Genomic DNA, 25,300 nt, shown 5'->3' on the forward strand with positions numbered 1-25,300 from the left:
GTGTCTCTAGCGACCGCGCCGCGGCGGCCGCGGTTGCGCCTGCCGGGCGACCGGGATCCGGGCGATCAGGTCGGTGACGATCCGCGCCGCGATGTCGTTCGTCGGCTCACCGGAGAGCGTGATCTCCGGGTGCAGCAGGAGGCGGTGCGCGAGCACGGCACTGGCCAGTGCCTGGACGTCGTCGGGGAGCACGTAGCCACGCCGGTCGATGGCCGCGTGTGCCCGCGCGGTGCGGATGAGGTGCAGGGCCGCCCGCGGCGACGCCCCCAGCGTGATCTCGGGATGTCGCCGGGTGGCGCCGACCAGGTCGACGATGTACTGCCGGACCTCGTCCGAGACGTGCACGGAGCGGACCAGGCCGGCGAGCTTGGCCACCTCGGCCGCGTTGGTCACGGGGACGACACCCGTCAGCGGATCGTTCTGCCCGTGGTTGTCGAGCATCGCCAGCTCGGCGGCGGGGGAGGGGTAGCCCATCGAGACCCGGGCGGTGAACCGGTCGCGCTGAGCCTCCGGCAGCGCCCGGGTGCCGTCCATCTCGATCGGGTTCTGGGTGGCGATGACCATGAAGGGCGGCTCGAGGCGGTAGGTGACACCGTCCACGGTCACCTGGTGCTCCTCCATGCATTCCAGGAGCGCCGACTGTGCCTTCGGTTCCGCACGGTTGATCTCGTCGCCGACCACGATGTTCGCGAAGACCGGACCGGGCCGGAACTCGAAGTCGCGGGTTCCCTGGTTGTAGACGCTCACCCCGGTCACGTCGCTGGGCAGCAGGTCCGGGGTGAACTGGATCCGGCGGACCCGGGCGTCGATGGAGCGGGCGAGTGCCTTGGCCAGCATGGTCTTGCCGACACCGGGCACGTCCTCGATCAGCAGGTGGCCCTCGGCGAACAGGACGACCAACGCGGTGCGGATCACATCTGACTTGCCGTCGATGACGGTCTCCGCCGAGCGGCGCACCCGGTCGGCGACCTCGGACAAGTGATCTATGTCGGCCGCGGGGTCATGCCAACGCAGAACTCCCGGCTCCGTCACCACGGTGTCGGCCTCCCTTGGATCTCGTGTCCTGGCCGCTGCCACCGTTACGGGAATGTTGTCCCGTGGCGTCCCGGTCGTCTCACGGGTCCCCCCGCTACACCACCCGGACATGACCGCGACGTGTCCTGCTCCCCTCTGAGTGTGACATCCGTTCGGGGGTGCCCGGGGCGACTGGTCGTCGTTGGTCCTTGCTGGGCCGGCAGTGGGTGATGGAGCGCGGTCTCGGCTCGCACCGTGATGCGCATTCGTAACATTTGCCGATTGCGCTCTGTGATCAAACAATCGCCAATTCAGCCGCTTTATACCACCTTCGTAGTGGCGAACAACCGCTGCTCCCGTCCGGAGTGGGGGAGGTGGGGTGTAGCGGGGTGTCATGGGGGTGTGAGGTGGGGGGGAGTGGAGTAGAGTGGCGCGCAGTGGGGGAGGGGAGCTTGCGGCGCGGGTAGCCGTCGTCTGGTGAACAGCTGCCGGCGGGTGAACCAACCGTCGTCTCTGGTGGCCAGGGCGCGTCTCGGTCGGAGCCAGGCGGGGAGGTGCCGGTGTTTCTCGGCAGCCACACGCCGCGGCTGGACGACAAAGGGCGACTGACGCTGCCGGCGAAGTTCCGGGAAGAGCTGGAAGGGGGGCTAGTGATCACAAAGGGGCAAGAGCGTTGTCTCTACGTGTTCCCTCTGGCGGAGTTCGCCCGGATCAGTGAGTCCCTTCGTACGGCTCCGGTCACGGCAAAGGCGCTTCGTGACTACAGTCGTGTGTTCTTCTCCTCGGCGGCGGACGACGTTCCCGACCGGCAGGGGCGGATCACTATTCCCCCTGCGCTACGCACTTATGCCGGGTTGTCCCGCGAGTGTGTGGTGAACGGCGCCAACACCAGGGTCGAGATCTGGGACTCCACCCGATGGGAGACCTATCTGGCGGACCAGGAGGAGACCTTCGCCGAGCTGTCGGAGGAGGTTCTGCCCGGAGTCATCTGAGTTTTCGCAGGCACGATGTGACCATCGGTCGTCTGTCGAGGTCTCCCCCCGCTCCCACCGGCCGCCACTTCCCCGGCGTCCGGCGAACGAGCGGGGCGGGACCTGGGTGTACGACCCCATCGGCCGTTCCCTCGCAGAGCCGTTTCCGTCGTCGGCGCGGACTCGCGGCATCCCTGACCCGTGCACCGTGAGATGGAAGAGGACCACAGCGCGCCGGCGGCGGCGCGCCCGGCGTCACCTGAACCGGCGTGACCGTCCGGGGGATGTTCCAGTTTTCGACAAGGGCCGAGGGGTTGGCAGTGGACGTCACGCACACGCCGGTGCTGACCGAGCGCGTCGTCGAGCTGCTCACTCCCGCCATGCAGGGGCCCGGGGCGATCGTGGTGGACACGACTGTGGGGCTGGGTGGGCATTCCCTGGCCCTGCTTGAGGCATTTCCGCGGGCCCGGCTCATCGGGCTTGACCGCGATCCGCGCGCCCTCGCCTACAGCCGCCACCGGCTGGCCGACCTCGGTACCCGGGTGGATCTGGTGCACACGGTCTACGACCAGCTGCCGGACGCCCTTTCCGGGCTGGGTGTCCCCGAGGTGAACGGGATTCTGTTCGACCTCGGTGTCTCCTCCATGCAGCTCGACATGGATGAACGCGGATTCGCGTACTCCCGGGACGCGCCGCTGGACATGCGGATGGACCAGGAGCGCGGGCCGACCGCGGCCGACGTGCTTAACACCTACGATGTCGACTCCCTTACCCGCATCCTGCGGAACTACGGCGAGGAGCGCTTCGCCCGCCGGATCGCGCAGGCGGTGGTGAGCGCGCGGCAGACGGCCCCGTTCACCACATCCGCGCGGCTGGTGGACCTCATCCGCGATGCCATTCCGGCGGCGGCCCGGCGCACCGGCGGGAATCCCGCGAAGCGAACCTTCCAGGCATTGCGTATTGAGGTGAACACCGAACTGGATGTGCTCGAGCGGGCGCTGCCGGCCGCATTCGACGCGCTGGCGGTGGGCGGCCGGCTGGTGGTGCTCTCGTACCACTCCCTGGAGGACCGGCTGGTGAAACGCGCGCTCGGGCCGCGGGCGGTTCCAGCCGTACCGCCGGATATGCCGGTGATTCCCGACGACGCCCGCCCAACGCTGCGCTGGCTGACCCGTGGCGCCGAGCCGGCGTCCGACCAGGAGATCGAGCGGAACGCGCGGGCCGGATCCGTCCGCCTGCGTGCCGCGGAACGCGTGGCGGCCGAGCCGGGCCGTGCAAAGAACCCGACCGGAGGTGTCCGATGACCGCTCCCGCGCACCCGCTGCCCCGTGGTGGTCGCGCCCGTCCGGCTCGTCGCGCGTCCGGTTCCGCGGGCCACGGGACGGACCCGGCCGGGCCTGAGTTCCGCCGCGCCGACTACGTCTATGACAGCACCGCATACGACCGGGCCGACTACGACGAGGGCGCATACGACAGCAGCGCGTATGCCGATGCCGCATACGGCCGGGCCGGTCAGGCCACCGTGACGCACGACCAGTCCGTCGAGTCCGTCGAATCCGTCGAATCCGGCGAGGCGAACGGCCAGGTCACCGGGTCGTACGACGAGGCCACCGGGCAGCGCGGCCGTGGCGGTGTGATCCCGCAGCGGGACGGCTCGGCGTCCGGGCCGGTCAGGCGCGATCGGAGCACCGGCTCCGGCCGGGCCCGCTCGCGCGGCCAGAACCACGAAGGTGCCGGCGTCGACATCGCCGGCTACGCCGACATGGAAGACCAGACGATGGACGGAACCGGAACGCGTCCCGCGGCGACGAGGGCCGCTCGCGCGGGCACGGCGGCCCCGCGTGCCCGCGGCGGCGCACGATCGGGCGCGGCGGGCAGCGGCACAGTGCGGTCGGGTGCCGGCCGGTCCTCCGTAGCCCGGGGAGCCGGGGCCGCCCGCACGACTACGAGCCGATCGGCCGCGGCAGCCTCCCGATCCGCCACGGCCGCGAACAGGTCCGGCGCGGGCACGGCCCGTGCGGCCGCCACGACGGCGGCGACCCGTTCAGGTACAGCGTCGAGCCGTTCCGGATCGGCCGCAGCCAGCTCTGGTGCGGCGGCGAGCCGTTCCGGTGCGACTGCGCGGGCTGGTGCGGCGCGGTCGGGATCCGGCCGGTTGGCCGCGTCGATGGTGGGCGGTGCCGCGAGCGCGCCGGCGCTCGGCTCGCCGCTGCTGCGCCCGGACTGGCCACGGCTGTCGTCCTGGCGTCTCCCAGGGCGGTCGAACGCACCGCGCGGTCCCTTCGTGGCTCTTCTGCTCGTCCTGATGGGGGCGGGCCTGCTGTCCCTGCTCCTACTCAACATCGCGCTCATGGAGCACGCGTTCCATGCGGACGAGCTCGAGCAGAAGGCCGCCACGCTCGCCCGTCAGGAGCAGGAGCTGTCGGTCCAGCTCGACGAGCAGTCGGACCCGGGCCAGCTCGCCGCACGGGCCACCCAGCTCGGGATGGTCGCCGGCGAAGTGCCCGTGTTCCTGCCGCGCGACGCACCGCTGCCGCCGGGCGCACGCGTGCTCACTCGCGAGGCGGGCAGCGGGATGCTGCTCGTGGTGGTCCCGTCGGCGGCGGCCAACGGAACGGCCGCGACCGGATCCGCCGCGACCGCAACGACCGCGACTGGAACCGGCGCCGGTCAGGACGCGACCGGCACCGCCGGGACAACCGCATCCGCGGGAGCCGGTACGCCCTCGGGGACAGGTGGCGCCGTTGGGACCGACACGGCAGCGCAGGGCCAGGGCCAGGCTCAGGCGCAGGGATCGGCTTCGGCGGCCGGCCAGGCCACGAGCGGCGGCGGGACGGCGGCGGGTGGCGAGCCCGCGGCCGGTGCCCGAGCCGGTGGAGAGGCGGTAGCCGGTCAGTGAGCTCGACGGGTCGCGGGCCGGCATCCGGCCGTGGACGTTCCCGGCTGCGTCTCGTCACCAGCTCGCCAGCGGAGCCGAGCTCGGGCAGCGACGACCTGCTCGACCCGGCGGTGCGCCGGTTCTCCGGCCGTGATCCGGAGCAGGAGCGCCCGCGGGTGCCTCCCGCGCGCCGGGTGCCCCCGCGCGGTGCCCCCGCCCGCCGCCCGCCGGTCCGTCGAGATCCTGAGCCGGTCGAGGACGACTGGTTCGACGACTACACCGATGCCGAGGTCGACGGCGTCGAGACGACCACCGGCCCGCGGGCGACGCCTGGATCCGTGCCCGCGCGTGGCGGCCGGCGGACCTCGGCCGGTGGCACCTCGGCCGGTGGCACGTCGGCTCGCGGCCGCTCGGCTGACCGTGGCCGTTCGGTGGAGCGCGCAGGGTCCTCGGCCCGGGGTGCGTCCTCGGCGAGGAGTGGGGCGTCAGGGGCGGGCCGTCAGCCGCCGCGTTCCACCGCCCGCGGTACCGCGGGGGCTACCAGGACCAGGCCCGTCCGGGGCACGCCTGTTCGCGGGGCGGCCCGGAGCCGGTCCGGGCCAGCCGGGCGGCGTCCGCCGGCACGGCGAGGGCTGGACGGCTCCGCCACGCGTGCCCCACGACCGTTCGTGCTCGCGAGCCCGCGGCGACGGATCCGGGCGTCCGTCGTCCTGATGGTCGCCGTGCTGGTCGTGATCGCCGGCCGGCTCGCGCAGCTGCAGGGCTTCGGGTCGTCGGCCTACGCGGAGGCGGCGCACCAGCAGGTCCTGCGCAAGTCGGTGCTGCCCGCCGACCGTGGAATGATCACCGATCGGCATGGTTACCCGCTGGCACGGGACATCGAGCAGCGCGCCGTCTACGCGGACCCGTTCGTGATGTCCGAGGCCGAGATCCTCACGGCCGCGCGCAAGCTCGCGCCTGTGATCGGCAGATCCGAGAACGAGCTGCGGAAGCTGATGACGACGAACCGCAAGGCACGGTTCGTCTACCTCGGCCGGGGGTTCGAACGGTCGGTCGGCGACGAGGTCACCGGGCTGGGCCTGAGCGGCATCGGCGTCCTGGACGAGCGGGGGCGCAGCTATCCCGCGGGGACCCTCGGCGCGAACTTCGTCGGTTTCACCAGCCGCGGTGACAACGACGTCCTCGACGGCCGCGCCGGGCTGGAGCTGGCCTACGACGACGTGCTGCACGGCACGAACGGCCGCCGCCAGATCGAGGCGGACCCGTCCGGACGCGAGATCCCGTCCGCGCAGAGCATGGAGAAGGAGCCGGTCGACGGATCGACGCTGCGCCTCACCATCGAGAAGGACATCCAGTGGGAGGCGCAGCGAGCGATCGCGGAGGTGGTGCGGAACTCCGAGGCCGACGGCGGGACCATCGTGGTGATGCAGCCGAAGACGGGGGACCTGCTGGCCCTGGCCGACGCTCCCCAGTACGACCCGAACAACATCACCGAACGGGACCAGGACGCGATCGGGAACCGCTCCACCGGCCAGGCCTTCGAACCGGGCAGTGTCAACAAGGTCATCACGATGGCCGCGGCGCTCGACCGCAGCCTGATCGACGCGACGACACCGATCACCGTTCCGTCGTCCATCGAACGGGGTGGGGTCAGGATCAACGACTCCGAGCCGCACGGGACGGAGCACCTCACCGCGGCCGGTGTGCTCGCGCGGTCGAGCAACATCGGGACCGTGCAGATCGCCGAACGGGTGGGCAGCGCCAACCTGGAGGAGATGATGCGCGCGTTCGGTCTCGGCGAGAAGACCGAGCTCGACTTCCCGGGTGAGACGGCGGGCATCCTGCCGGCGGCGTCGGACTGGTCGGGCAGCCAGGCGGCGACCATCGCCTACGGCCAGGGCATGTCGGCGACCGCGATCCAGATGGCGTCGGTCTACGCGACCGTGGCGAACGGCGGCCTGCGGGTCGCGCCGCGGCTGGTGGACGCCGTCATCGGCCCGGACGGGGTCGCGCAGGAGACAGCACGGGAGCCCGAACGCCGGGTGATCTCGACCGAGACGGCGACCACCCTCACCCGCATGCTCGAGGAGGTGGCGACGAACCAGGGCACCGCCCCGGCCGCCGAGGTCACCGGCTACCGGGTGGCCGGCAAGACCGGTACCGCCAAGCGGTACGACGCGGCCAGCGGGGGCTACAAGGGCTACATCTCGTCGTTCATCGGCTTCGCCCCGGCGGACGATCCGCAGATCGTCGTCGAGGTCGTGCTCGACAACCCGCAGAACGGGGCCTACTACGGCGGCGAGGTCGCCGCGCCCGTCTTCTCCAAGGTGATGAGTTTCGCGCTCACGACCCTGGGGGTGCCGCCGCCGGGGACCAAGCCGGAGTCGCTGGTCCTCGATCTGGACCGCTAGCGCCGTGCCGGCCTGCGACCGTCCCGCCGAGCCGCGCACGCCCTCCGTGTCCGGAGCGTCCGGGGTGGCGCACCCTGTTCTGGCTGGCGGTTCGCCGGTGAGCTGCCCGAAGACGGCCGGGTCGTCCCGGTGGACCACCGGCGTCCACGACGCCCGTGCGGATCCTCTGACTCCCCGCCCACTAAGGTCGTGTCCGTGACCTCCCCGGCACTACGTCCGGCAGCGCCGTCACCGCGGTCGCTGGCCGCTCTGCCTGGCGTCCTGCACCCCGTCGCCGTCGCGTTCGAGCCCTCCGGTGAGCCCGGCCCCTCCGGTGAGCCCGGCCCCGGCGTGCGCCTCGATGACGTCCGCGTCACCGGCGTCACCCATGACTCGCGTGCGGTGATCCCCGGCGATCTGTACGCGGCCCTGCCCGGCGCGAACGTGCACGGCGCCGACTTCGCCGTCGGTGCCGTCGCCGCGGGGGCGGTCGCGGTGCTCACCGATGCGTCCGGTGCCGCCCGGCTGGCCGGCCGGGTCGGGGTCCCCGTGCTGGTGACCGACGACCCGCGCCGCGACCTGGCCCCGGCGGCCGCCTGGGTGTACGGCCAGCCGACCCAGGCGCTGACGCTGCTCGGTGTCACCGGAACCAACGGCAAGACCACGACCGCGTTCCTGCTGGACGCCGGCCTGCGGGCCGCCGGTCACACCACCGGACTGATCGGCACGGTGCAGACCCGCATCGGCGGCACGGTCGTCCCGTCGGTGCGGACCACGCCCGAGTCCAGCGACCTGCAGGCCCTGTTCGCGACGATGGTCGAGCGCGGGGTCACCGCGGCGGTGATGGAGGTCTCCAGCCACGCCCTGGCCCAGCACCGGGTCGACGCGCTGCGGTTCACCGGCGCCGCCTTCACGAACCTCAGCCAGGACCACCTGGACTTCCATCCGACGATGGAGGACTACTTCGCCGCCAAGGCGACGCTGTTCGAGGCCGGGCGCAGCAAGGCCGCGGTGATCTGCGTCGACGACGACTGGGGCCGCCGCCTCGCGCGGCAGCGCCCGGACGCGCGCACCTACTCCGTCACCGGTGCCGACGCCGACTGGTGGCCGGAGGATGTCGTCGCCGGCCCGGCCGGCACGGTGTGCCGCGCGCTCGGCCCGGACGGGGCCAAGGCGGACCTTTCGGTAGCGCTGCCCGGCCGGTTCAACCTGGCGAACGCCCTTGGCGCGCTGGCCCTGCTGGCCGCGGCCGGAGTCCCGCTGGAGGCGGCGGCGGAGGGGATCTCCTCGCTGACCGGCGTTCCGGGCCGGATGGAGCGGGTCGACGGGGGCCAGCCGTTCCTCGCCGTCGTCGACTTCGCGCACACCCCGGACGCCGTGGTCACCCTGCTCGAGGCGGTCCGCCCGCTGGTGACCGGGCGGGTGATCGTCGTGCTGGGCTGCGGTGGTGACCGGGACCGCGCGAAACGGCCGCTGATGGGCGCCGCCGCCGCCCGGCTCGCGGACCTCGCCGTGTTCACCAACGACAACCCCCGGTCGGAGGACCCGGCCGTGATCCTCGACCAGGTCGTCGCCGGCGCCCGTGAGGTGGCCGGCATGGGCCGGTTCGTCGTCGAGCCCGACCGGGCGGCGGCGATCGCGCTGGCGGTCGCCGCGGCCGGGCCGGCCGACGCCGTGGTGGTCGCGGGCAAGGGGCACGAGACCGGGCAGAACGTCGCCGGCGTGATCACCCCGTTCGACGACCGTGAGGTGCTGGCCGCGGCGCTGCGGGCCGCGCGGTGATCGCGCTGAGCCTCGCCGAGGTGGCGGCGGCGACCAGGGGCCGGCTCGCCGACTGCGCGGGCGTGGACCCGGCGGCCCTGGTCACCTCGGTGGTGATCGACTCCCGGCAGGTCGCCCCGGGCTCGCTGTTCGTGGCGTTGCCCGGGGAGCGGGTCGACGGGCACGACTTCGCGGCCGCGGCCGTCGGGTCCGGTGCGCTGGCGGTGCTGGCGGCGCGGCCGGTGGGCGTGCCGGCGGTCATCGTCACCGATCCGGCGGTGGGCCTGGCGGCGCTGGCCGCGAGCGTCCGTGACCGCTACACGGCCACGGTGATCGGCGTGACGGGTTCGGCGGGCAAGACCACCACGAAGGACCTGCTGGCCGACCTGCTCGGCGGGCCGGACGGCGACAGCGCGGCCGATGGCTCCGGCGGGCCCGGCGGGCTGGGTGCCACGGTCGCCGCGGTGGGATCGTTCAACAACGAGATCGGCCTGCCGCTGACCATGCTCCGCGCGGAGCCGGAGACGCGCTTCGTGGTGCTGGAGATGGGCGCTCGCGGCATCGGGCACATCGCCACGCTGTGCGCGCTGGCCCGTCCGCAGGTGGGGCTCGTGCTCAACGTCGGGTCGGCCCACGTCGGTGAGTACGCCGACGGCCGCCGCGGTATCGCCGTCGCGAAGGGCGAGCTGGCCGAGGCGGCCAGCGAGCTGGTCGTGCTCAACGCGGACGACCCGCTGGTGGCGCCGATGGCGGCCCGGGTGCAGGCATCGGCGAAGGTCATGCTGTTCGGTACCGGCGCCGGGGCGGACGTCCGCGCCGAGCGGATCGAGGTGGACGCCGCCGGGCGGGCCGCGTTCGACCTGCTGGCCTCGGGTGAGCGCCACCGGCTGCGGCTGGGGCTGATCGGGGCACACCAGGTCGCCAACGCGCTGGCCGCCGCTGCCGCGGCGATCGGGCTGGGTCTCGCACCGGCCGACGCCGCGGCGGCGCTGGAACGGGCCCGGCCGCGCAGCCGGTGGCGGATGGAGGTCACCACCACCCCCGGCGGTGTCGTGGTGCTCAACGACGCCTACAACGCGAACCCGGAGTCGATGCGTGCCGCGCTGGCGGCGCTGCTGGACATCCGGGGCGACGGGCGGGCGTGGGCGGTGCTCGGGCCGATGGGTGAGCTCGGCGCCGGCGCGGCCGAGGCCCATCGCGACCTCGGCCGGCTCGTCGCGAGTCTCGGCGTGCCGCGGCTGGTCGCGGTCGGGCCGGGCGCTCTCGGGGTGCACGAGGCCGCCCGGGAGGACGTCGGCTGGGCGGGCGAGTCGACCTGGGTGCCCGGTGTCGACGAGGCCGTGGCCTTCCTGGGAGGGCAGGTCCGTCCCGGCGATGTGGTGCTGGTGAAGGCGAGCCGGTCGTTTGGGCTCGAAGCAGTGGCGGCGGGGCTGGCAGCGGGGCCTGTCACGGGCAGCGGTGCCGGTCAGGAAGATCGAAAGGACGGCGTCGCGGGCGCCGCGATCGAGGGGACCGAGTACACGTGGAATACGGTGGGGCACTCCGGCGAACCTGGCACGCGCGGGTGACATTCGCGTGAGAGGCGTTCTCGTCGCCGCGCTGGTCGCGCTGGTGGTCTCGCTGCTCGGCACCCCGTCGGTGATTCGTTTCTTCCGACGCCAGGGCTATGGGCAGGAGATCCGCGAGGACGGCCCGTCCAGCCACCTGACCAAGCGAGGCACGCCCACCATGGGCGGCACCGTCATCATCCTCGCCACACTGGTCGGCTATTTCGTCGCGCATCTGGTGGCCGGCATCGGCCTCACCGCGTCGGGCCTGCTGGTGCTGATGGTGATGACGGGCCTGGGCGTGGTCGGCTTCCTGGACGACTACATAAAGATCCGCAAGCAGCGCAGCCTGGGCCTCACGGCGCGGACCAAGTTCGCGGGCCAGGCGGCGGTCGCGCTGGCCTTCGGGCTGCTGGCCGTCCGGTTCAAGAACGACGCCGGCCTGCTGCCGGGCTCGACGTTCATCTCGGTGGTGCGTGACACCGGCTTCTCGGTCGGGCTGATCGGGTTCCCGCTGCTGGCCTGGATCATCATCGCCGCGACCTCGAACGCGGTGAACCTGACCGACGGCCTGGACGGGCTCGCGGCCGGCACCTCGGCGATGGTCTTCGGTGCCTATGTCGTCATCTCGTTCTGGCAGTTCGGCAACATCTGCGAGGCCGGTGCGCTCACCCAGGGCTGCTACTACGTGCGTGACCCGCTGGACGTCGCGCTGGTGGCCGCCGCGGCGATGGGTGCGTGTTTCGGCTTCCTGTGGTGGAACGCCAGCCCGGCCAAGATCTTCATGGGTGACACCGGTTCGCTGGCGCTCGGCGGGGCCTTCGCCAGCATCGCGATCGTCAGCCGCACCGAGCTGCTGCTGTTCGTGCTGGGCGGCCTGTTCGTGATCGAGACCCTGTCGGTGATGATTCAGGTGGCCTTCTTCAAGGCGACGAAAAAGCGGGTGTTCAACATGGCGCCCATTCACCATCACTTCGAGCTTGCCGAATGGCCCGAGACTACTGTGATCATCCGCTTCTGGATTGTTTCCGGCCTGGCGGTCGCGTTCGGGCTGGGGCTGTTCTACGCCGAGTTTCTCTCCCATGGGGGCGGTTGACCGTGGAAACGTAGCGCGCAAGCCCCGCCCTTCAGGGCGGGGTCAGCGCATCGGGGCTGGTCGCTGTTGCCCTTCGGCGTACTGCTGCGACAGCGCGATGGGGGCTGCTCCGGCGGACGCGGCGAAGTACGATGGCGACCGAAAACGGCCGCACATCGAGGCTCGGTTCACCCGGTCGGTGAACTCTGCTGAGCTCGGCCATCGTCGCGCCGAGGTCGACGCGGACACCAAGCATGATTCGTTCGCAGGCTTCGAGCATCGCCGGGTCGAGCACGCCACGCCGGTACTTCGTCACGAAGACCAAGCGAACGTGGAGCGCGGAGAGCACATGCCTACCACGTCGGTAGTCGTCGGACATCTCCATAGATCAAATAAGGTCGGCGGCATGCCGCTCGTGCGCTACCGCTATCGGGCCTACCAGTCGCCGGGGCAGGCGTTGGCGTTGGCGCGGGCGTTCGGTTGCGCCCGGGTGGTCTACAACGACTGCATCCGGCTCCGTGACGCGGCGCACGCGGCAGGGGAGAGGTTGTCGGACGCCGAGGTGCAGCGTCGGGTCGTCACGTTGGCGAAGCGGACACCCGAACGGGTGTGGCTTGGTGAGGTGTCGTCGGTCGTGCTGGTGCAGGCGTGCCAGGACGCGCGGCGGGCGTTCGGGAACTGGTTCGGCTCGCTGTCCGGGAGACGCAGGGGCCGCCGGGTGGGCCATCCTCGATTCCGGTCACGCAAGGACAACCGGCAGTCGATCCGCCTCACCCGTAACGGGTTCGGGGTCACTACCCGAGGGGTGCGGATCGCCAGGGTCGGGGAGGTCGCACTGGTCTGGTCTCGGGAGTTGCCGTCGGTCCCGTCGTCGGTCACCGTGATCCGGGAGGCCGACGGCCGGTACCACGTGTCGTTCGTGGTCAATGTCGTGGACGAGCCGTACCCGGTCGTGTCCGGCGATGTGGGGATCGATCTCGGGCTCGGCCGGTTGGCGACCTTGTCCACGGGTGAGGTCGTCGCGAACCCTCGGTATCTGCGGTCGAAGCAGCGGCGTCTTGCTCGTGCTCAGCGGGCGCTGGCCCGGAAGCGGAAGGGTTCCGCGAACCGTCGGAAGGCGGTGCGCCGGGTGGCGGTGCTGCACCGGAAGGTACGAGAAACCCGCCGGGACCACCATCACAAGCTTGCCGCTCGGCTCGTCCGCGACAACCAAGCGGTCTACGTCGAGGATCTGGCGGTGTCCGGGCTGGCCCGGTCGAGGTTGGCCCGGTCGGTTCACGACGCCGGGTGGGCGTCGCTGCTCGGGCTGATCGAGGAGAAGGCGGCCCGTCGGGGCCGCATCGTGGTGCGGGTGGGCCGGTTCTTCCCGTCGTCGCAGGTGTGTTCGGCGTGCGGGGTGAAGGACGGCCCGAAGCCGCTGGCGGTCCGGGAGTGGGTCTGCCCGGCCTGCGTTACGAAACATGATCGTGATCTGAACGCGGCTCGGAACATTCTGTTCGAGGGTCGTCGGATCGTCGCCGCCGGCCGGGCGGAGACGGAAAACGCCTGCGGAGCCGATGTGAGACCGGATCCTGTTCCGGCTGTTGGCGTCGAAGCAGGAACCCTTCGAGGTGCCGCGTGAGCGGCACGGTAGGAATCCCCGGCCTTCAGCTTCAGACCGGGGAGGACGTCAAGATGAGTAGGTCCGGATCGCGGCGCGACGGAGAGGCGGACATTGATTCCGGGGGGGTCGCGGGCGCGAGGAACGATCCGGACTTCACGCCGGGCACGACAACGACTGGCCCGACGATGACCGGCCAGGCTCGGACGGAAAGAACCGAGATCCTGGATGCGTCCGAGCTGGTCGGAAAGCCGGTTCTGGTGGTCGGGGTCGGTCTCTCCGGGGTCGCGGCGGCCGAGGCGCTGGCGGCCCGCGGGGCACGGGTGACGGCCGTCGACGCGGCCGACGGCCCCGGCCAGCACACGGCGGCCCACCGGCTGCGCCAGCACGGAGTCGAGGTCCGCCTCGGCGGGCTCCCGGCGGGCCACGGAGCGGCCACACTGGTCGTGACGTCGCCAGGCGTGCCACCCACGACGCCGCTGCTGCGGGCCGCGGCGGCCGCCGGTGTTCCGGTGTGGGGGGAGGTCGAGCTCGCCTGGCGCTGGCGCGGGCTGTCCCGCTGGCTCGCGATCACCGGAACCAACGGGAAGACCACGACGACCGAGATGCTCGGCGCGATGCTGCTCGCCGGTGGCCGGCGGGCCACCACGGCCGGCAACATCGGTACGCCGCTGGTGACGGCGGTCGACGCCCGCCCGCCCTACGACGTCCTCGCGGTCGAGCTGTCGAGCTTCCAGCTGCACTACACCCAGACCGTCGCGCCGCGCGCCGCCGCAGTGCTCAACGTGGCGCCGGACCACCTGGACTGGCACGGCGGGGCCGCGGGCCACGCGGCGGCCAAGGCACGGATCTGGGCGGCGCCGCAGACCGTGGCGGTGGGCAACGCGGACGATCCGGCCAGCCTGGAGCTGCTGGCGCGGGCACCCGGCCGGCGGATCACCTTCGGCCTGGACCCGAACGGAAGCCCGCGGCCCGATCTCACCGTGGTCGGCGGCTATCTGGTCGACCGTGCCTTCTCCGGCGGCCGGCTGATCGCGGTCGCCGACCTCGGCGCGGCCGGCCACTCACCGGGGCGCGGCTCGGGTGCCTCCGGTCGGGTGGCAGCCGGCCGGGGCGCGAGTGTCGACCAGGCCGTGCGGGCCGAGCCGGGCGGGCTGGCCGCCAGCCCGCTGCCCACCGTCGGCGCCGACCTCGGGCCTCACAACATCGCCAACGCGCTCGCCGCGGCGGCGCTCGCCCGGGCGGACGGCGTGGACCCGGCCGCCATCGGCGCCGCGCTCGCGATGTTCCGCCCCGGAGCCCACCGCAACGCCACCGTCGGGCTCCTGCGCGGTGTCCGCTATGTCGATGACAGCAAGGCCACCAACCCGCACGCGGCTGCGTCGTCGCTGCGCGCGTACCCGTCGGTGGTATGGATCGCGGGCGGCCTCAACAAGGGCCTGGAATTCGACGATCTCGTGGTCACAGCCCGGCCTACCCTGCGCGCGGTGGTGCTGATGGGCCGGTGCGCCGACGAGATCGCGGCGGCTCTCGCCCGACACGCCCCCGATGTCCCCGTGGAACGCGCCGGCGGCATGGACGATGCGGTGGAGGCCGCCATGAAGCTCGCGGCACCGGGCGACACGGTGCTGCTCGCCCCCGCGGTGGCCTCGATGGACATGTTCCGTGACTACGCGGAGCGCGGTGACCTGTTCACCGCGGCCGTGCGGGCACGGGAAGGCTGAACGCGTCGGCGCGACCGTCCCCACCGGTGCGTCGGGGAGGGGGAGTGTGAGCGAGCGCATGACCGGCGCGCGTACCACGCGGGCAGGGGGCCCCGGGCGCGCCACCGGCACCGTGTCCGGTTCCGCCGGGTCGTCCGGGGGGTCCAGAGCGGCCTCCAGGGCGTCCGGGCCCGCCACGGCCGCCACCATCGCCGCGTCGGGTCCCGGGCAACCCGGTCGCGGTGATCCGCCGACGCCGGACGAGGCCGGTGAGTCCTGGGCGGACGACCCGCGCACGCCGATTCTCGACCGCCCGATGGCGTCGTACTACCTGCTGCTTTCCTCCGCCGGGCTGCTGTTGCTGCTGGGCCTGGTCATGGTGCTCTCCGCGTCCAGCGTGCGGTCCCGTCAGGACTTCGGTTCGTCCTACACGCTGTTCCTGCGCCAGGCGACCTGGGCCGGCATCGGGATCCCGCTGCTGGTGATCGCCAGTCGCCTGCCGGTGCGGGTCTTCCGCGCGGCCGCCTACCCGCTGCTCGGCATCACGGTGGTGCTGCTGATGGCGGTGCTCGTGCCCGGGATCGGGCATGTCGAGAACGGGTCCAGGCAGTGGATCCCGGTCGGTCCGTACACCCTGCAGCCCAGCGAGTTCGCGAAGATCGCGCTGTTGCTGTGGTGCTCGGACGTCCTCGTCCGCAAGCACCGCCTGCTGGTCGACTGGAAGCATCTGATCATCCCGGTGGTTCCCGGCTTCCTGTTCGTCGACCTGCTGCTGATGCTGGAGCCCGATCTCGGGGGCTCCATCTGCGTCACCGTCGTGCCGCTGGCCGTGCTCTGGGTCGTCGGGACCCCGCTGCGGATCTACGCCGGCCTGCTGGGCGGCATGGTCGCCGCCGCCACCGTCCTGGCGATCAGCGCGCCGTACCGGCTGGCGCGGCTGATGTCGTTCCGTGATCCGTTCGCGGACGCCAGCAACACCGGGTTCCAGGCCGTCCAGGGCATCTACGCGCTGTCATCCGGTGGCTGGTGGGGGGAGGGGCTGGGGGCGTCCAAGGAGAAGTGGCCGGACCTGCTGCCCGCCGTCCACACCGACTTCATCCTCGCGATCATCGGCGAGGAGCTCGGCCTGCTGGGCAGCCTGGTGACGGTCGGCCTGTTCGGGGTGATGGGCTACGCCGGTCTGCGCATCGCGCACCGCACCGACGACCTGTTCATCCGGCTCGCCGCCGCGGGGGTGACCGCGTGGCTCATCGCGCAGGCCGTCGTGAACATGGGCGCGGTCGTCGGGCTGCTGCCGATCACCGGGGTGACCCTTCCGCTGGTGTCGTTCGGCGGGTCGGCGCTGCTGCCGACGATGGGCGCCCTCGGCATGCTGCTGGCCTTCGCGCGGGCCGAGCCCGACGCCGCCCGGTACCTGGCGCAACGCGCCGAGGCGCGCCGGGAGGGCCGGGCGAACCGGGTCTGGCTGCGCCGACGCCGCCGCTCCGCCGCCGCTCCTCTCGCGCAGGACCCGGCCTGACCCGAGCAGACCTGAACCGACCCGAGCAGACCCGCCCCGAGCAGACCCGCCCCAGGCTCGGACATGGGCCGCCCCAGGCTCGGACATGGCCCGGCCCGGGCCCGGACGGGCAGGCCCGGCGAGCCACGCCGGGCCTGCGACCGACCATGTTGTGTGCGGCCGGTGCCGATGTGGAATCGTCAGGGCCGATGTTGCGAAGTGTGCTGCTCGCCGGCGGCGGAACTGCCGGCCATGTGGAACCGGCGCTCGCGGTGGCCGACGCGCTGCGTGCGGACAACCCGCGGATCCGGGTGACCCTGCTGGGCACCGAGACCGGCCTGGAGGCGAAGCTGGTGCCCGCGCGCGGGTACCAGCTGGCCACCGTGCCGAAGGTGCCGATGCCCAGGCGCCCGACCCCGGCGCTGCTGACCGTGCCGAACCGGCTGCTGGCCGCGGTCGGCGCGGCCCGCGCGGCGATGCGGGAGGTGCGCGCGGACGTCGTCGTCGGCTTCGGCGGGTATGTCGCCGTGCCGGCCTATCTCGCGGCGCGTCGGGCGAAGGTGCCGATCGTCGTGCACGAGGCCAACCCGCTGCCGGGCCTGGCCAACCGGCTGGGCGCGCGCCTCACCTCGTTCGTCGCCACGTCCTACCCCAGCACCCCGCTGCGGGGCGCCACGCTGGCGGGGATCCCGCTGCGCGAGGAGATCCTCACCCTGGACCGCTCGGTGCCGGCCGCCCGGGACGCCCGGGCCCGCTACGGCCTCGACCCGCACCGGGCGACCCTGCTGGTGTTCGGCGGCTCGCAGGGCGCCCGCTCGCTGAACAGCGCGGCCGTCGGTGCCGCGCGGGCCCTGACCGGTGCGGGCATCCAGGTCCTGCATGCCGCCGGGCCGAAGAACTACGACGAGGTCGTCGCCGCGCTGCCGGCGGGCCTGCCCGCGCCGTACCGCGTGCTGCCCTACCTGGACCACATCCCGTCCGCCTATGCCGCGGCTGACGTGAGCCTGTGCCGGTCCGGGGCGATGACCTGCGCGGAGCTCGCCGCCGTCGGTCTGCCGGCCGTGTACGTCCCGCTGCCGCACGGCAACGGCGAGCAGCGGCGCAACGCGCTCCCCACGGTCGAGGCCGGTGGTGGCCTGCTGGTGGAGGACGCCGAGCTGAGCCCCGAGTGGCTGGCCGCCAACCTGCTGCCGCTGCTGACGTCACCGGAGCGGCTGGGCAAGATGTCCGCGGCGTGTGCGGGCAGCGGGCATCCGGACGCCGCCCGGACGATCGTCGAGATGATCAGACGGGCGGAGGCGACCCGCCGCCATTCGGGCCCCCGGCACGCGGCGGGCTGAGGACTCCGGCGTGATGGCGCGCGATCTTCCCGAGGGATGGCGGCGGGTTCACCTCGTCGGTATCGGCGGAGTAGCCATGAGCGGCCTCGCGCGGCTGCTGGTCGCCCGGGGCGCGGTGGTGTCCGGGAGCGACGCGGTCGAGTCCCGCCAGCTGGCGCAGCTGCGGGCGCTCGGTGTTCCGGTCACGGTGGGTCGTGATCCGGCCGGCTTCGACCCGGGCGGCCTGGACGGCGTCGATCTCGTCGTGGTGGCGCCCGCGGTGCCCGCCGAGGATCCCGAACTGGCCGAGGCCCGCCGGCGTGAGCTGCGGATCCTGACCCGCTCCGCCGCGCTCGCCGGGCTGATGCAGGGGCATCGGGGCGTCGCGGTCGCGGGCTCGCACGGGAAGACGACCGTGGCGATGATGCTCACCGCCGCGTTGCAGGCGTGCGGGGAGGACCCCACCTTCGCCGTCGGGGGGGACCCCGGCGAGGCGGGGTCACAGACCCACGCGGGCAGCTCCGATCTGATGATCGTCGAGGCCGACGAGGACGGCGGCGCGTTCTGGCAGCTCCAGCCGCACGGTGCGGTGCTCACCGGGGCGGCCGACGAGCATCTGGACTTCTACCGGACGGTGCCCGCCCTGCGCGCGTCGTTCGCGACCTTCCTGCACCGGGTCGAGCCCGACGGCTTCCTGGTCGCCTGCGTGGACGACGAGGCCGCCTGGAGCCTCGCCACCGAGGCGGCACGCCAGGCCGCCAGGGCCACCGAAGCCGCCGGCGCCGGCCTCGGGGCCGGCACCGGGGGCGCCGGCAGGTCCGGCGGGCGGGGGCCGTGGCTGACCGGGTACGGGTTCGGGCCGTCCGCGGACCTGCGCATCGTCGCGGCGGAGGTCTCCACCGCGGGCACCAGCGCCGAGATCATCGCTCACGGCGTACGCCTGGGCCGGATGTCGCTACGGGTGCCCGGCCGCCATCACCTGCTGGACGCCGCGGCCGCGCTGGCGACGGGGCTCGCCCTGGGGGCGCCCGCGGACGGCCTGCTCGCCGGGCTGGCGTCGTTCGCCGGGGTCCGGCGCCGGTTCGAGCCGCTGGGCTCGGCCGCCGGGGTCCGGGTCGTCGACGACTATGCCAACCACCCGGACCGGGTCACCGCCGCGATCTCCACCGCGCGGGCGCTCGCCAGCGGCGGACGGGTGGTCGTCGCGTTCCAGCCGCATCTGTACAGCCGCACCGCGCTGCTCGCCGAGCGGCTGGGTGAGGCGCTGCGGTCCGCAGACTCGGTCGTCGTGATGGACGTCTACGGCGCCGCCCAGGCACCCGAGCCGGGAGCCGGCGGTGCGCGGGTCGCCCTGGCGGCGCGCGGCGGGCAGGCCGAGGTCGGCTACGAGCCGTCCTGGTCGGCGGTTCCGGGCCAGCTGATGGACCGGGCCCGCCCGGGGGACGTCGTCCTCACCCTGGGTGCCGGAGACGTGACGCAGATCGGGCCTGAGCTGTTGCGCCTGCTGACCGCCCGCGCCGCCTCCCACCGCGGCTAGCGCGCCTCCCGCGGGAGGCGCGGCCGCCTGGCGGTGTTCCGTCGGCGAGCCCTCCGAGAGGGCCGGCGAGGCCTCAGCGCAGCGGCGCGAGGATGACGACGGGGATCTCCCGGGTGGTCTGCTCCTGGTGGGAGCGGATTCCCGGCATGCCCTCCACCAGCGCCTCGTACAGCCGTTCCCGCTGGGCGCCGGTGGCAGTGGACGCCTGCGCGTCGAACCGGTCGGTGTCGACCTCGACGGTGACCTTCGGCTGTGCCAGCAGGTTGCGGTACCACTGCGGATGCTCGCCGGCGGCCATGTTCGACGCGTAGACGACCAGGCGGCGGGATCCCGAGCCCTCCGACCGGTCGGCCTCGCCGGAGCCGCCAGCCGCGTCCGCGGAGCTGCCAGCCGCGTCCGCGGAGCCGTCGGCCGCGTCGGACTCGTCCGGTACGTAGCCGAGCGGCGTGGTGTGCGGGCGTCCGGTGGTCTCACCGACCGTGGTCAGCAGCAGCAGGCGTGAGCCGGCCAGGGTCTTCTCCAGCTTCCCCCCGGTGGCCCGGTACTCGTTGATCACCGCCTGGTTGACCACCCTGAAGTCGAATTCACGACTCTGTGCGGGCCGCGTCTCGGTCATCGTCGATCCTCACCCTCGCCATCGGAGCGGCCGGTGGGGCTGTCACGCGGCCACTCACCGACGATTGTCACGCGGCGCAGTCAACCATTCGCGCAGGGAGCTGGCCGGCAGGGAAGGCCTGTCAGGCCGGTCGCGTCCTGGGGATCTGTCCCATCGTGTCCGGAACGGGGGTCTGGTCGTGGTCACCGGGGCGGCGGAGCCGATCCAACAGGAGCGGGCCGACGGTGGTGATCGTGCCGGCGCCAAGTGTGAGGAGCAGGACGCCCTGGTCGCCCTGGACGTTGTCCGCCGCCGCGTCCAGGTCGGTGAGGAGCCGGTCGAGCAGCTCGGGCCAGCTCACATAGTCGCTGCGCCGAGGCCCGCTGATCCTCTTGGCCAGATCGGTCGCGTGCAGGCCGAGGTCGTCCGTCTCGCGTGCGGCGTAGATGTCGGTGACGTAGACGCGGTCGGCGTCCTCGAAGGCCGTCGCGAAGTCGTCGAGCAGCGCGGCGAGCCGGCTGAAGGTGTGCGGCTGGGTCACGGCCCAGACCTGGCGCCCCGCCGCCCGGTCGCGGGCGGCCCGCAGGGTGGCCCGGATCTCCGTCGGATGGTGGGCGTAGTCGTCGACGATCTCGACGGCGGTGCCGCCCGCCGCGCTCGCCTGGCCGACGGTGTCGAAGCGCCGGGCGGCGCCGGAGAACGTCCCCAGCGCCCGCAGCGCGGTCTCTGGCGCCACCCCCAGCTCCGCCGAGGTGGCGAGGGCGGCGAGGGCGTTCAGGGCGACGTGCGGGCCGGGGAGCGCCAGCGCGAGCTCACCCACCTCGACGCCGTCGTGCCACACGGTCGACACCGAGCCGCCGCCGGGCCGAGGCGTATAGCCGACGGCCTGCCAGGTCCGCCCCGCCGCGAAGCCGTAGTCGACGACCCGCGCCCGCCCCGCCGGGCCGGTCTGGTCGAGGGTGGGCCCGGTCTGGTCAGGTGTGGCGTGGGGCTGGTCGGGTCCGGGCTGTTCCGGTGTGGCGTGGGGCTGGTCGGGTGCGGCGGCGCGCTGCTCGAGCCGGGCGAGTACGGCGGCGACCCCGGGATGGTCGCCGCAGACCACGAGCCGCCCGCCCGGGCGGACCCGCGCGGCGAAGTCGGTGAACACCGCGTGGACCGACGCCTCGTCCGGGAAGAGGTCCGGGTGCTCCCACTCGACATTGGTGATCACGGCGAGCTCGGGGTCGAGCCCGGCGAACGCCCCGCCGTACTCGTCTGCCTCCAGCACGAACACATCGCTCGTCCCGGCCACCGCGCTGCCCCCCAGCTGGGCCACCTCGGCGCCGATGACGGCGGTGGGATCCACCCCGGCGGCCCGCAGCACCAGGGTGAGCATGGCGGCCGTCGTGGTCTTGCCGTGTGAGCCTGCGACGGCGACCAGCCGGTAGGCCGCGGTCAGCTCCGGCAGCCAGTCGGAGCGACGCATGACGGGGATGCCGAGCGCGCGGGCCGCGACGATCTCGGGGTGGTCGTCCCGCAACGCGCTCGAGGCCACGATGACGTCCGCCCCGCGCAGCTCGGTGGCCAGCGCGGCCGGGTCGGCGGGCGGCCCGACGCGGACCGCGATTCCCAGCGCCCGCAGCATGGCGACCCGGGCCGAGTCCTCCTGGTCGCTGCCCGAGACCTCCCCGCCGCCGGCCAGGTGGATCTGGGCCAGGGGCGACAGGCCGGAACCGCCGATGCCGAGAAAGTGCACCCGTTTCGCCCGATCGGGCTGTGGCTGGGAAGGGGTGACGATGGACGCCGGCCCGGCCGTCTGCGCGGCCGCGGGTCCTGCGGAGTTCTGACCGGTCACGCCACGCAGTACACACCACCCGGCACGAGTGCGGTGCCGGCGGCCGGGCGAGCCGGTACCGGTGTGACGAAGGGGACGTGAATCCCATCGGTGTGACGCGCCGACAGCTTCCTTGACCACTGCCGAAGCCGTGCCTACTGTCCGATCCACAGTCGGAAGTTGACATAACTGTAACCGTCTAGCTGACGGTGAAGGTTGAGGCTGCTCGGCTGCTTCCCCGCTCCATCGGTCGCAAGACCGCGGGCTCCGGAGCCGGGGAGCCCCCCTGCCTGCCCACCTACGCCGCTGGAGGACCGACACCGCATGGCAGCCCCACAGAACTATCTCGCGGTCATCAAGGTCGTCGGGATAGGCGGAGGCGGCGTGAACGCCGTCAACCGGATGATCGAGGTCGGGCTCAAGGGTGTCGAGTTCATCGCCATCAACACCGATGCCCAGGCATTGTTGATGAGCGATGCCGACGTCAAGCTCGACGTCGGCCGTGAACTCACCCGTGGCCTGGGCGCCGGTGCCGACCCGGAGGTGGGCCGGCAGGCCGCCGAGGACCACCGTGAGGAGATCGAGGAGGTCCTCAAGGGGGCCGACATGGTCTTCGTCACGGCGGGTGAGGGTGGCGGCACCGGTACCGGTGGCGCCCCCGTGGTCGCCAACGTGGCCCGTTCGCTCGGTGCGCTGACGATCGGTGTGGTGACCCGGCCCTTCACCTTCGAGGGCCGCCGCCGTGCCACCCAGGCGGACACCGGTATCGACACGTTGCGCAACGAGGTCGACACCCTCATCGTCATCCCGAACGACCGCCTGCTCGCGATGACCGATCGCGACATCAGCGTGCTCGACGCCTTCCGCAGCGCCGACCAGGTGCTGCTCTCCGGCGTCCAGGGCATCACCGACCTGATCACCACGCCTGGTCTGATCAACCTCGACTTCGCCGACGTCAAGACCGTCATGTCCCACGCCGGCAGCGCGCTCATGGGTATCGGGCGCGCCCGCGGAGACGACCGGGCGACCGTCGCCGCCGAGCAGGCCATCGCCTCGCCACTGCTGGAGGCGAGCATGGACGGCGCCCAGGGCGTCCTGCTGAACATCTCGGGCGGGTCCGATCTGGGCCTGTTCGAGATCAACGCGGCGGCCGAGCTGGTGGCAGACGCCGCGCACCCCGAGGCGAACATCATCTTCGGTGCGGTGATCGACGACGCGCTGGGTGACGAGGTCCGGGTCACGGTGATCGCCGCCGGGTTCGACACGGTCCAGGACCGGCGTACCCGGACGCTGGCGAACCAACGGCGTCCACCTGGCCCGGGCGCGGGCCCGGGGACCGGCCCGCAACAGCTGCCGGCACCCGGCCAGGCCAACCCGCCGCAGAACCCGGGGGCGGCGCCGAACGCCACGGTGCTGCCGCCCATCCCGAGCGTCTCCGCGCCGCCGAGGCCGGCGCCGACCCACGCCAGCTACCTGCCGCCGTCCGGCCCCCAGGTCGGTCACTACGTGCCGGAACCGTTGCCGGACGACGGCCCGGCCGCCCCGGCCGGGGGAGCTGCCGCGGCCGGGACCGGCGGCGGTCAGCGGCTGCCCGGCGCGCCACCGCGGCGGGACTACCCGGAGGCGGGCGGCGAGGGCGGTTTCGGGCGTCCGGCCACCGCGGGCGCTGCCCCCGGCGGGCCGGCGCAGGGCGCCGGGCAGGCGCCGGTGCACCAGGCCTCGGTGCAGGCCGCGCCGCCCCGGCCCGGACTGGCACACAGCGCGGGCCCGGTCGGTGGAGCTGGCACGCAGGACGCCGGCGGGCCCGCGATGGCTGCCCACCGTCCCGAGCCGGCCCGCCCCGGCCCGCGGCCGAACTACCCGCCGCGCCGCCCGGTCCGGCCGGTGGCCGACGACGACGAGCTGGATGTTCCGGACTTCCTGAAGTAGGCGGCGATGCCCGTCCTGGTGACCACCCGCGACGGCGGGACGAGCGGGCCGCCCTACACCGGGCTCAACCTCGGCGATCATGTAGGTGATGATCCGGACGCCGTCGCGGCCAACCGGCGGCTGCTCGAGTCACGGGTCGGGCAGCCCGTCCGGTTCATGCGGCAGGTGCATGGTGCCCGCGTGAGCGTGGTGCGCGGCCCCGGGCCGCCACCGGAGGCGGACGCCATGGTCACGGATGTGCCCGGGGTGGCGCTCGCGGTACTGGTGGCCGACTGCGTGCCGGTGATGTTCGAATCCCCGGCCGCGGTCGGCGTCGCCCATGCCGGACGCCAGGGCATGGTCGCCGGGGTACTGGCAGCCACGCTGGAGGCCTTTGACGGACTCGGCGTCGACCGTGCCGAGCTCCGGGTCACCCTCGGGCCGGCGATCTGCGGGCGGTGCTACGAGGTGCCCGCGGCGATGCGGTCGGAGGTCGGGCGGACGGTCCCCGGCAGCGCGGCGACCACCCGCGCCGGTACCCCGTCGCTCGACCTGCGGGCGGGTCTGCGGGGCCAGCTCGCCGCGGCGGGCGTCGGACCGGTGACCGTGTCGGATATGTGCAGTGCGGAGTCGAGCGAGCTCTACTCGTACCGCCGCGACGGCCGGACCGGGCGCTTCGCGGGCCTGGCCTGGCTGTCGGATATCCGACCGGCGGGTATCCGGCCGGTCGGCACGTGAGCGTCGTGGATCCGCGGCGGGCGGAGGGGCTGCGGTCCCGCCTGACCGTCGTGCGGGACAGGATCGTCATGGCGGCCCGCGCCGCCGGGCGTGATCCCGAGGACCTGACGCTGATCGCCGTCAGCAAGACCTGGCCGTTCGAGGATGTCGTGGCCCTGTGCTCTCTCGGTGTCCGGCACTTCGCCGAGAACCGCGAACAGGAGGCCGGGCCGAAGGTCGAGGCGGTGCGACGGGTCCTGGCCACGCTGCCGGCGCCTTCGGCGGCCTCCGGGCCAGGGAACGCAGGCGCCGGGGACACGCCTCCGACCGGGCGAATCACTCTGGCGGGCCCGCCCGACGGGGCATGGTTTCCATCACGTGCTGACGGCCTCACGACCCTCGGCTCGGCTGTCCGTGTCGATGTGCCGGTCTGGCATTACGTCGGCCAGCTGCAACGGAACAAGGCGCGTTCCGTCGCCGGATGGGCACACTGCGTGCAGTCGGTGGACCGGGGGAGGCTCGCCGAAACCCTTTCCAGGGTGGCCACGGAAAGCGGCTCCACCATTGCCGTGTGTATCCAGGTGAGCCTCGATCGGGTGGGTGACGTGGCCGTCCCGTCGGGTGCGCCGGTCGATAAAGCCTTTCCCACCAGGGAGAATTCCGCTGCGTCGCCGCCGGCGGCCGCCGAGCGCGGCGGCGCGCGGCCGGAGGATGTCCCAGCGCTCGCCGACCTCGTCGCACGCGCTCCAGGGCTCGTTCTTGCCGGGGTGATGGCTGTCGCGCCCCGCGGCGTGCCGCCACGCCCGGCGTTCGCGCGACTGCGAGTAGTGTCCGAACGGCTGCGTTGCGACTTTCCCGAAGCGACGATGGTGAGCGCCGGGATGTCGAATGATCTTGAGGACGCGATCGCCGAGGGCGCGACACACCTACGGATCGGCACCGCTTTGTTCGGTGAACGGCACGGTGTCCCTTAG

The 25,300-nt window shown here is 73.0% G+C and carries 18 protein-coding genes and 1 pseudogene; 15 read left to right on the forward strand and 4 right to left on the reverse strand.

Annotated features, from left to right (window positions below):
* Positions 1–6: 6 nt before the first annotated feature.
* Complete coding sequence (locus AWX74_RS29580) at positions 7–1,035, reverse strand: AAA family ATPase (protein ID WP_091283551.1); 1,029 nt, start codon at positions 1,033–1,035, stop codon at positions 7–9.
* Positions 1,036–1,574: 539 nt separating this feature from the next.
* Between AWX74_RS29580 and mraZ the strand changes: the two genes are divergently transcribed.
* The 7 genes from mraZ (at position 1,575) to mraY (ending at position 11,657) form a co-directional block, all read left to right on the forward strand.
* Positions 1,575–2,006 (forward strand): division/cell wall cluster transcriptional repressor MraZ, encoded by a 432-nt coding sequence (gene mraZ, locus AWX74_RS29585; protein WP_006540930.1) that lies wholly within the window; start codon positions 1,575–1,577, stop codon positions 2,004–2,006.
* Positions 2,007–2,269: 263 nt separating this feature from the next.
* Positions 2,270–3,289 (forward strand): 16S rRNA (cytosine(1402)-N(4))-methyltransferase RsmH, encoded by a 1,020-nt coding sequence (rsmH, locus tag AWX74_RS29590; protein WP_193209704.1) that lies wholly within the window; start codon positions 2,270–2,272, stop codon positions 3,287–3,289.
* Positions 3,286–4,884: a cell division protein FtsL gene (ftsL, locus tag AWX74_RS29595; RefSeq protein ID WP_091283555.1), complete on the forward strand. Its 1,599-nt coding sequence runs from the start codon at positions 3,286–3,288 to the stop codon at positions 4,882–4,884. The genes rsmH and ftsL overlap by 4 nt, the downstream gene beginning before the upstream one ends.
* A complete protein-coding gene (locus AWX74_RS29600; RefSeq protein WP_165615825.1) occupies positions 4,881–7,274 on the forward strand; it encodes a peptidoglycan D,D-transpeptidase FtsI family protein in 2,394 nt (797 codons plus the stop codon). The genes ftsL and AWX74_RS29600 overlap by 4 nt, the downstream gene beginning before the upstream one ends.
* 195 nt (positions 7,275–7,469) lie before the next feature.
* Entirely contained in the window at positions 7,470–9,035 is a 1,566-nt protein-coding gene (locus AWX74_RS29605) for a UDP-N-acetylmuramoyl-L-alanyl-D-glutamate--2,6-diaminopimelate ligase (protein WP_091283671.1), read from the forward strand.
* Positions 9,032–10,582, forward strand: a complete 1,551-nt coding sequence (locus AWX74_RS29610; RefSeq protein ID WP_091283557.1) for a UDP-N-acetylmuramoyl-tripeptide--D-alanyl-D-alanine ligase — start codon at positions 9,032–9,034, stop codon at positions 10,580–10,582. Before AWX74_RS29605 ends, AWX74_RS29610 begins: the two co-directional genes overlap by 4 nt.
* A 7-nt stretch (positions 10,583–10,589) precedes the next feature.
* The gene (gene mraY, locus AWX74_RS29615; RefSeq protein WP_006540936.1) at positions 10,590–11,657 is read left to right on the forward strand and encodes a phospho-N-acetylmuramoyl-pentapeptide-transferase; all 1,068 of its coding nucleotides are present in this window, start codon (positions 10,590–10,592) and stop codon (positions 11,655–11,657) included.
* A gap of 42 nt (positions 11,658–11,699) precedes the next feature.
* Here the strand turns inward: mraY and AWX74_RS29620 are convergent.
* A pseudogene (locus tag AWX74_RS29620) lies at positions 11,700–12,021 on the reverse strand (transposase).
* 21 nt (positions 12,022–12,042) lie between these two features.
* On the opposite strand from AWX74_RS29620, the gene AWX74_RS29625 reads away from it, so the two are divergent.
* From AWX74_RS29625 to AWX74_RS29645, 5 genes are all read left to right on the forward strand, one after another.
* Complete coding sequence (locus AWX74_RS29625) at positions 12,043–13,257, forward strand: RNA-guided endonuclease InsQ/TnpB family protein (protein ID WP_091283559.1); 1,215 nt, start codon at positions 12,043–12,045, stop codon at positions 13,255–13,257.
* Positions 13,258–13,424: 167 nt separating this feature from the next.
* Positions 13,425–14,960 (forward strand): Mur ligase family protein, encoded by a 1,536-nt coding sequence (locus AWX74_RS29630; RefSeq protein WP_091283561.1) that lies wholly within the window; start codon positions 13,425–13,427, stop codon positions 14,958–14,960.
* A gap of 46 nt (positions 14,961–15,006) precedes the next feature.
* Entirely contained in the window at positions 15,007–16,458 is a 1,452-nt protein-coding gene (gene ftsW / locus AWX74_RS29635) for a putative lipid II flippase FtsW (RefSeq protein ID WP_091283562.1), read from the forward strand.
* A gap of 188 nt (positions 16,459–16,646) precedes the next feature.
* Positions 16,647–17,777 carry an undecaprenyldiphospho-muramoylpentapeptide beta-N-acetylglucosaminyltransferase gene (gene murG / locus AWX74_RS29640; protein WP_091283564.1) on the forward strand — a complete coding sequence of 377 codons (1,131 nt, stop codon included), beginning with the start codon at positions 16,647–16,649 and terminating at the stop codon, positions 17,775–17,777.
* Between the two features lie 13 nt (positions 17,778–17,790).
* Positions 17,791–19,293: a UDP-N-acetylmuramate--L-alanine ligase gene (locus tag AWX74_RS29645; RefSeq protein ID WP_091283567.1), complete on the forward strand. Its 1,503-nt coding sequence runs from the start codon at positions 17,791–17,793 to the stop codon at positions 19,291–19,293.
* A 73-nt stretch (positions 19,294–19,366) separates the two neighbouring features.
* On the opposite strand, the gene AWX74_RS29650 is transcribed toward AWX74_RS29645, so the two are convergent.
* The gene (locus AWX74_RS29650; protein WP_091283569.1) at positions 19,367–19,909 is read right to left on the reverse strand and encodes a nitroreductase/quinone reductase family protein; all 543 of its coding nucleotides are present in this window, start codon (positions 19,907–19,909) and stop codon (positions 19,367–19,369) included.
* A 121-nt stretch (positions 19,910–20,030) separates the two neighbouring features.
* Positions 20,031–21,722: a UDP-N-acetylmuramate--L-alanine ligase gene (locus tag AWX74_RS29655; RefSeq protein ID WP_091283571.1), complete on the reverse strand. Its 1,692-nt coding sequence runs from the start codon at positions 21,720–21,722 to the stop codon at positions 20,031–20,033.
* Between the two features lie 303 nt (positions 21,723–22,025).
* Between AWX74_RS29655 and ftsZ the strand changes: the two genes are divergently transcribed.
* From ftsZ to AWX74_RS29670, 3 genes are read left to right on the forward strand one after another with little or no spacing between them, the layout of a single operon-like run.
* Entirely contained in the window at positions 22,026–23,630 is a 1,605-nt protein-coding gene (gene ftsZ, locus AWX74_RS29660) for a cell division protein FtsZ (protein ID WP_091283574.1), read from the forward strand.
* A gap of 6 nt (positions 23,631–23,636) precedes the next feature.
* A complete protein-coding gene (pgeF, locus tag AWX74_RS29665) occupies positions 23,637–24,347 on the forward strand; it encodes a peptidoglycan editing factor PgeF (protein WP_091283576.1) in 711 nt (236 codons plus the stop codon).
* A complete protein-coding gene (locus AWX74_RS29670) occupies positions 24,344–25,300 on the forward strand; it encodes a YggS family pyridoxal phosphate enzyme (RefSeq protein ID WP_091283578.1) in 957 nt (318 codons plus the stop codon). Before pgeF ends, AWX74_RS29670 begins: the two co-directional genes overlap by 4 nt.

This window comes from Parafrankia irregularis, from assembly GCF_001536285.1.
GTDB lineage: Bacteria > Actinomycetota > Actinomycetes > Frankiales > Frankiaceae > Parafrankia > Parafrankia irregularis.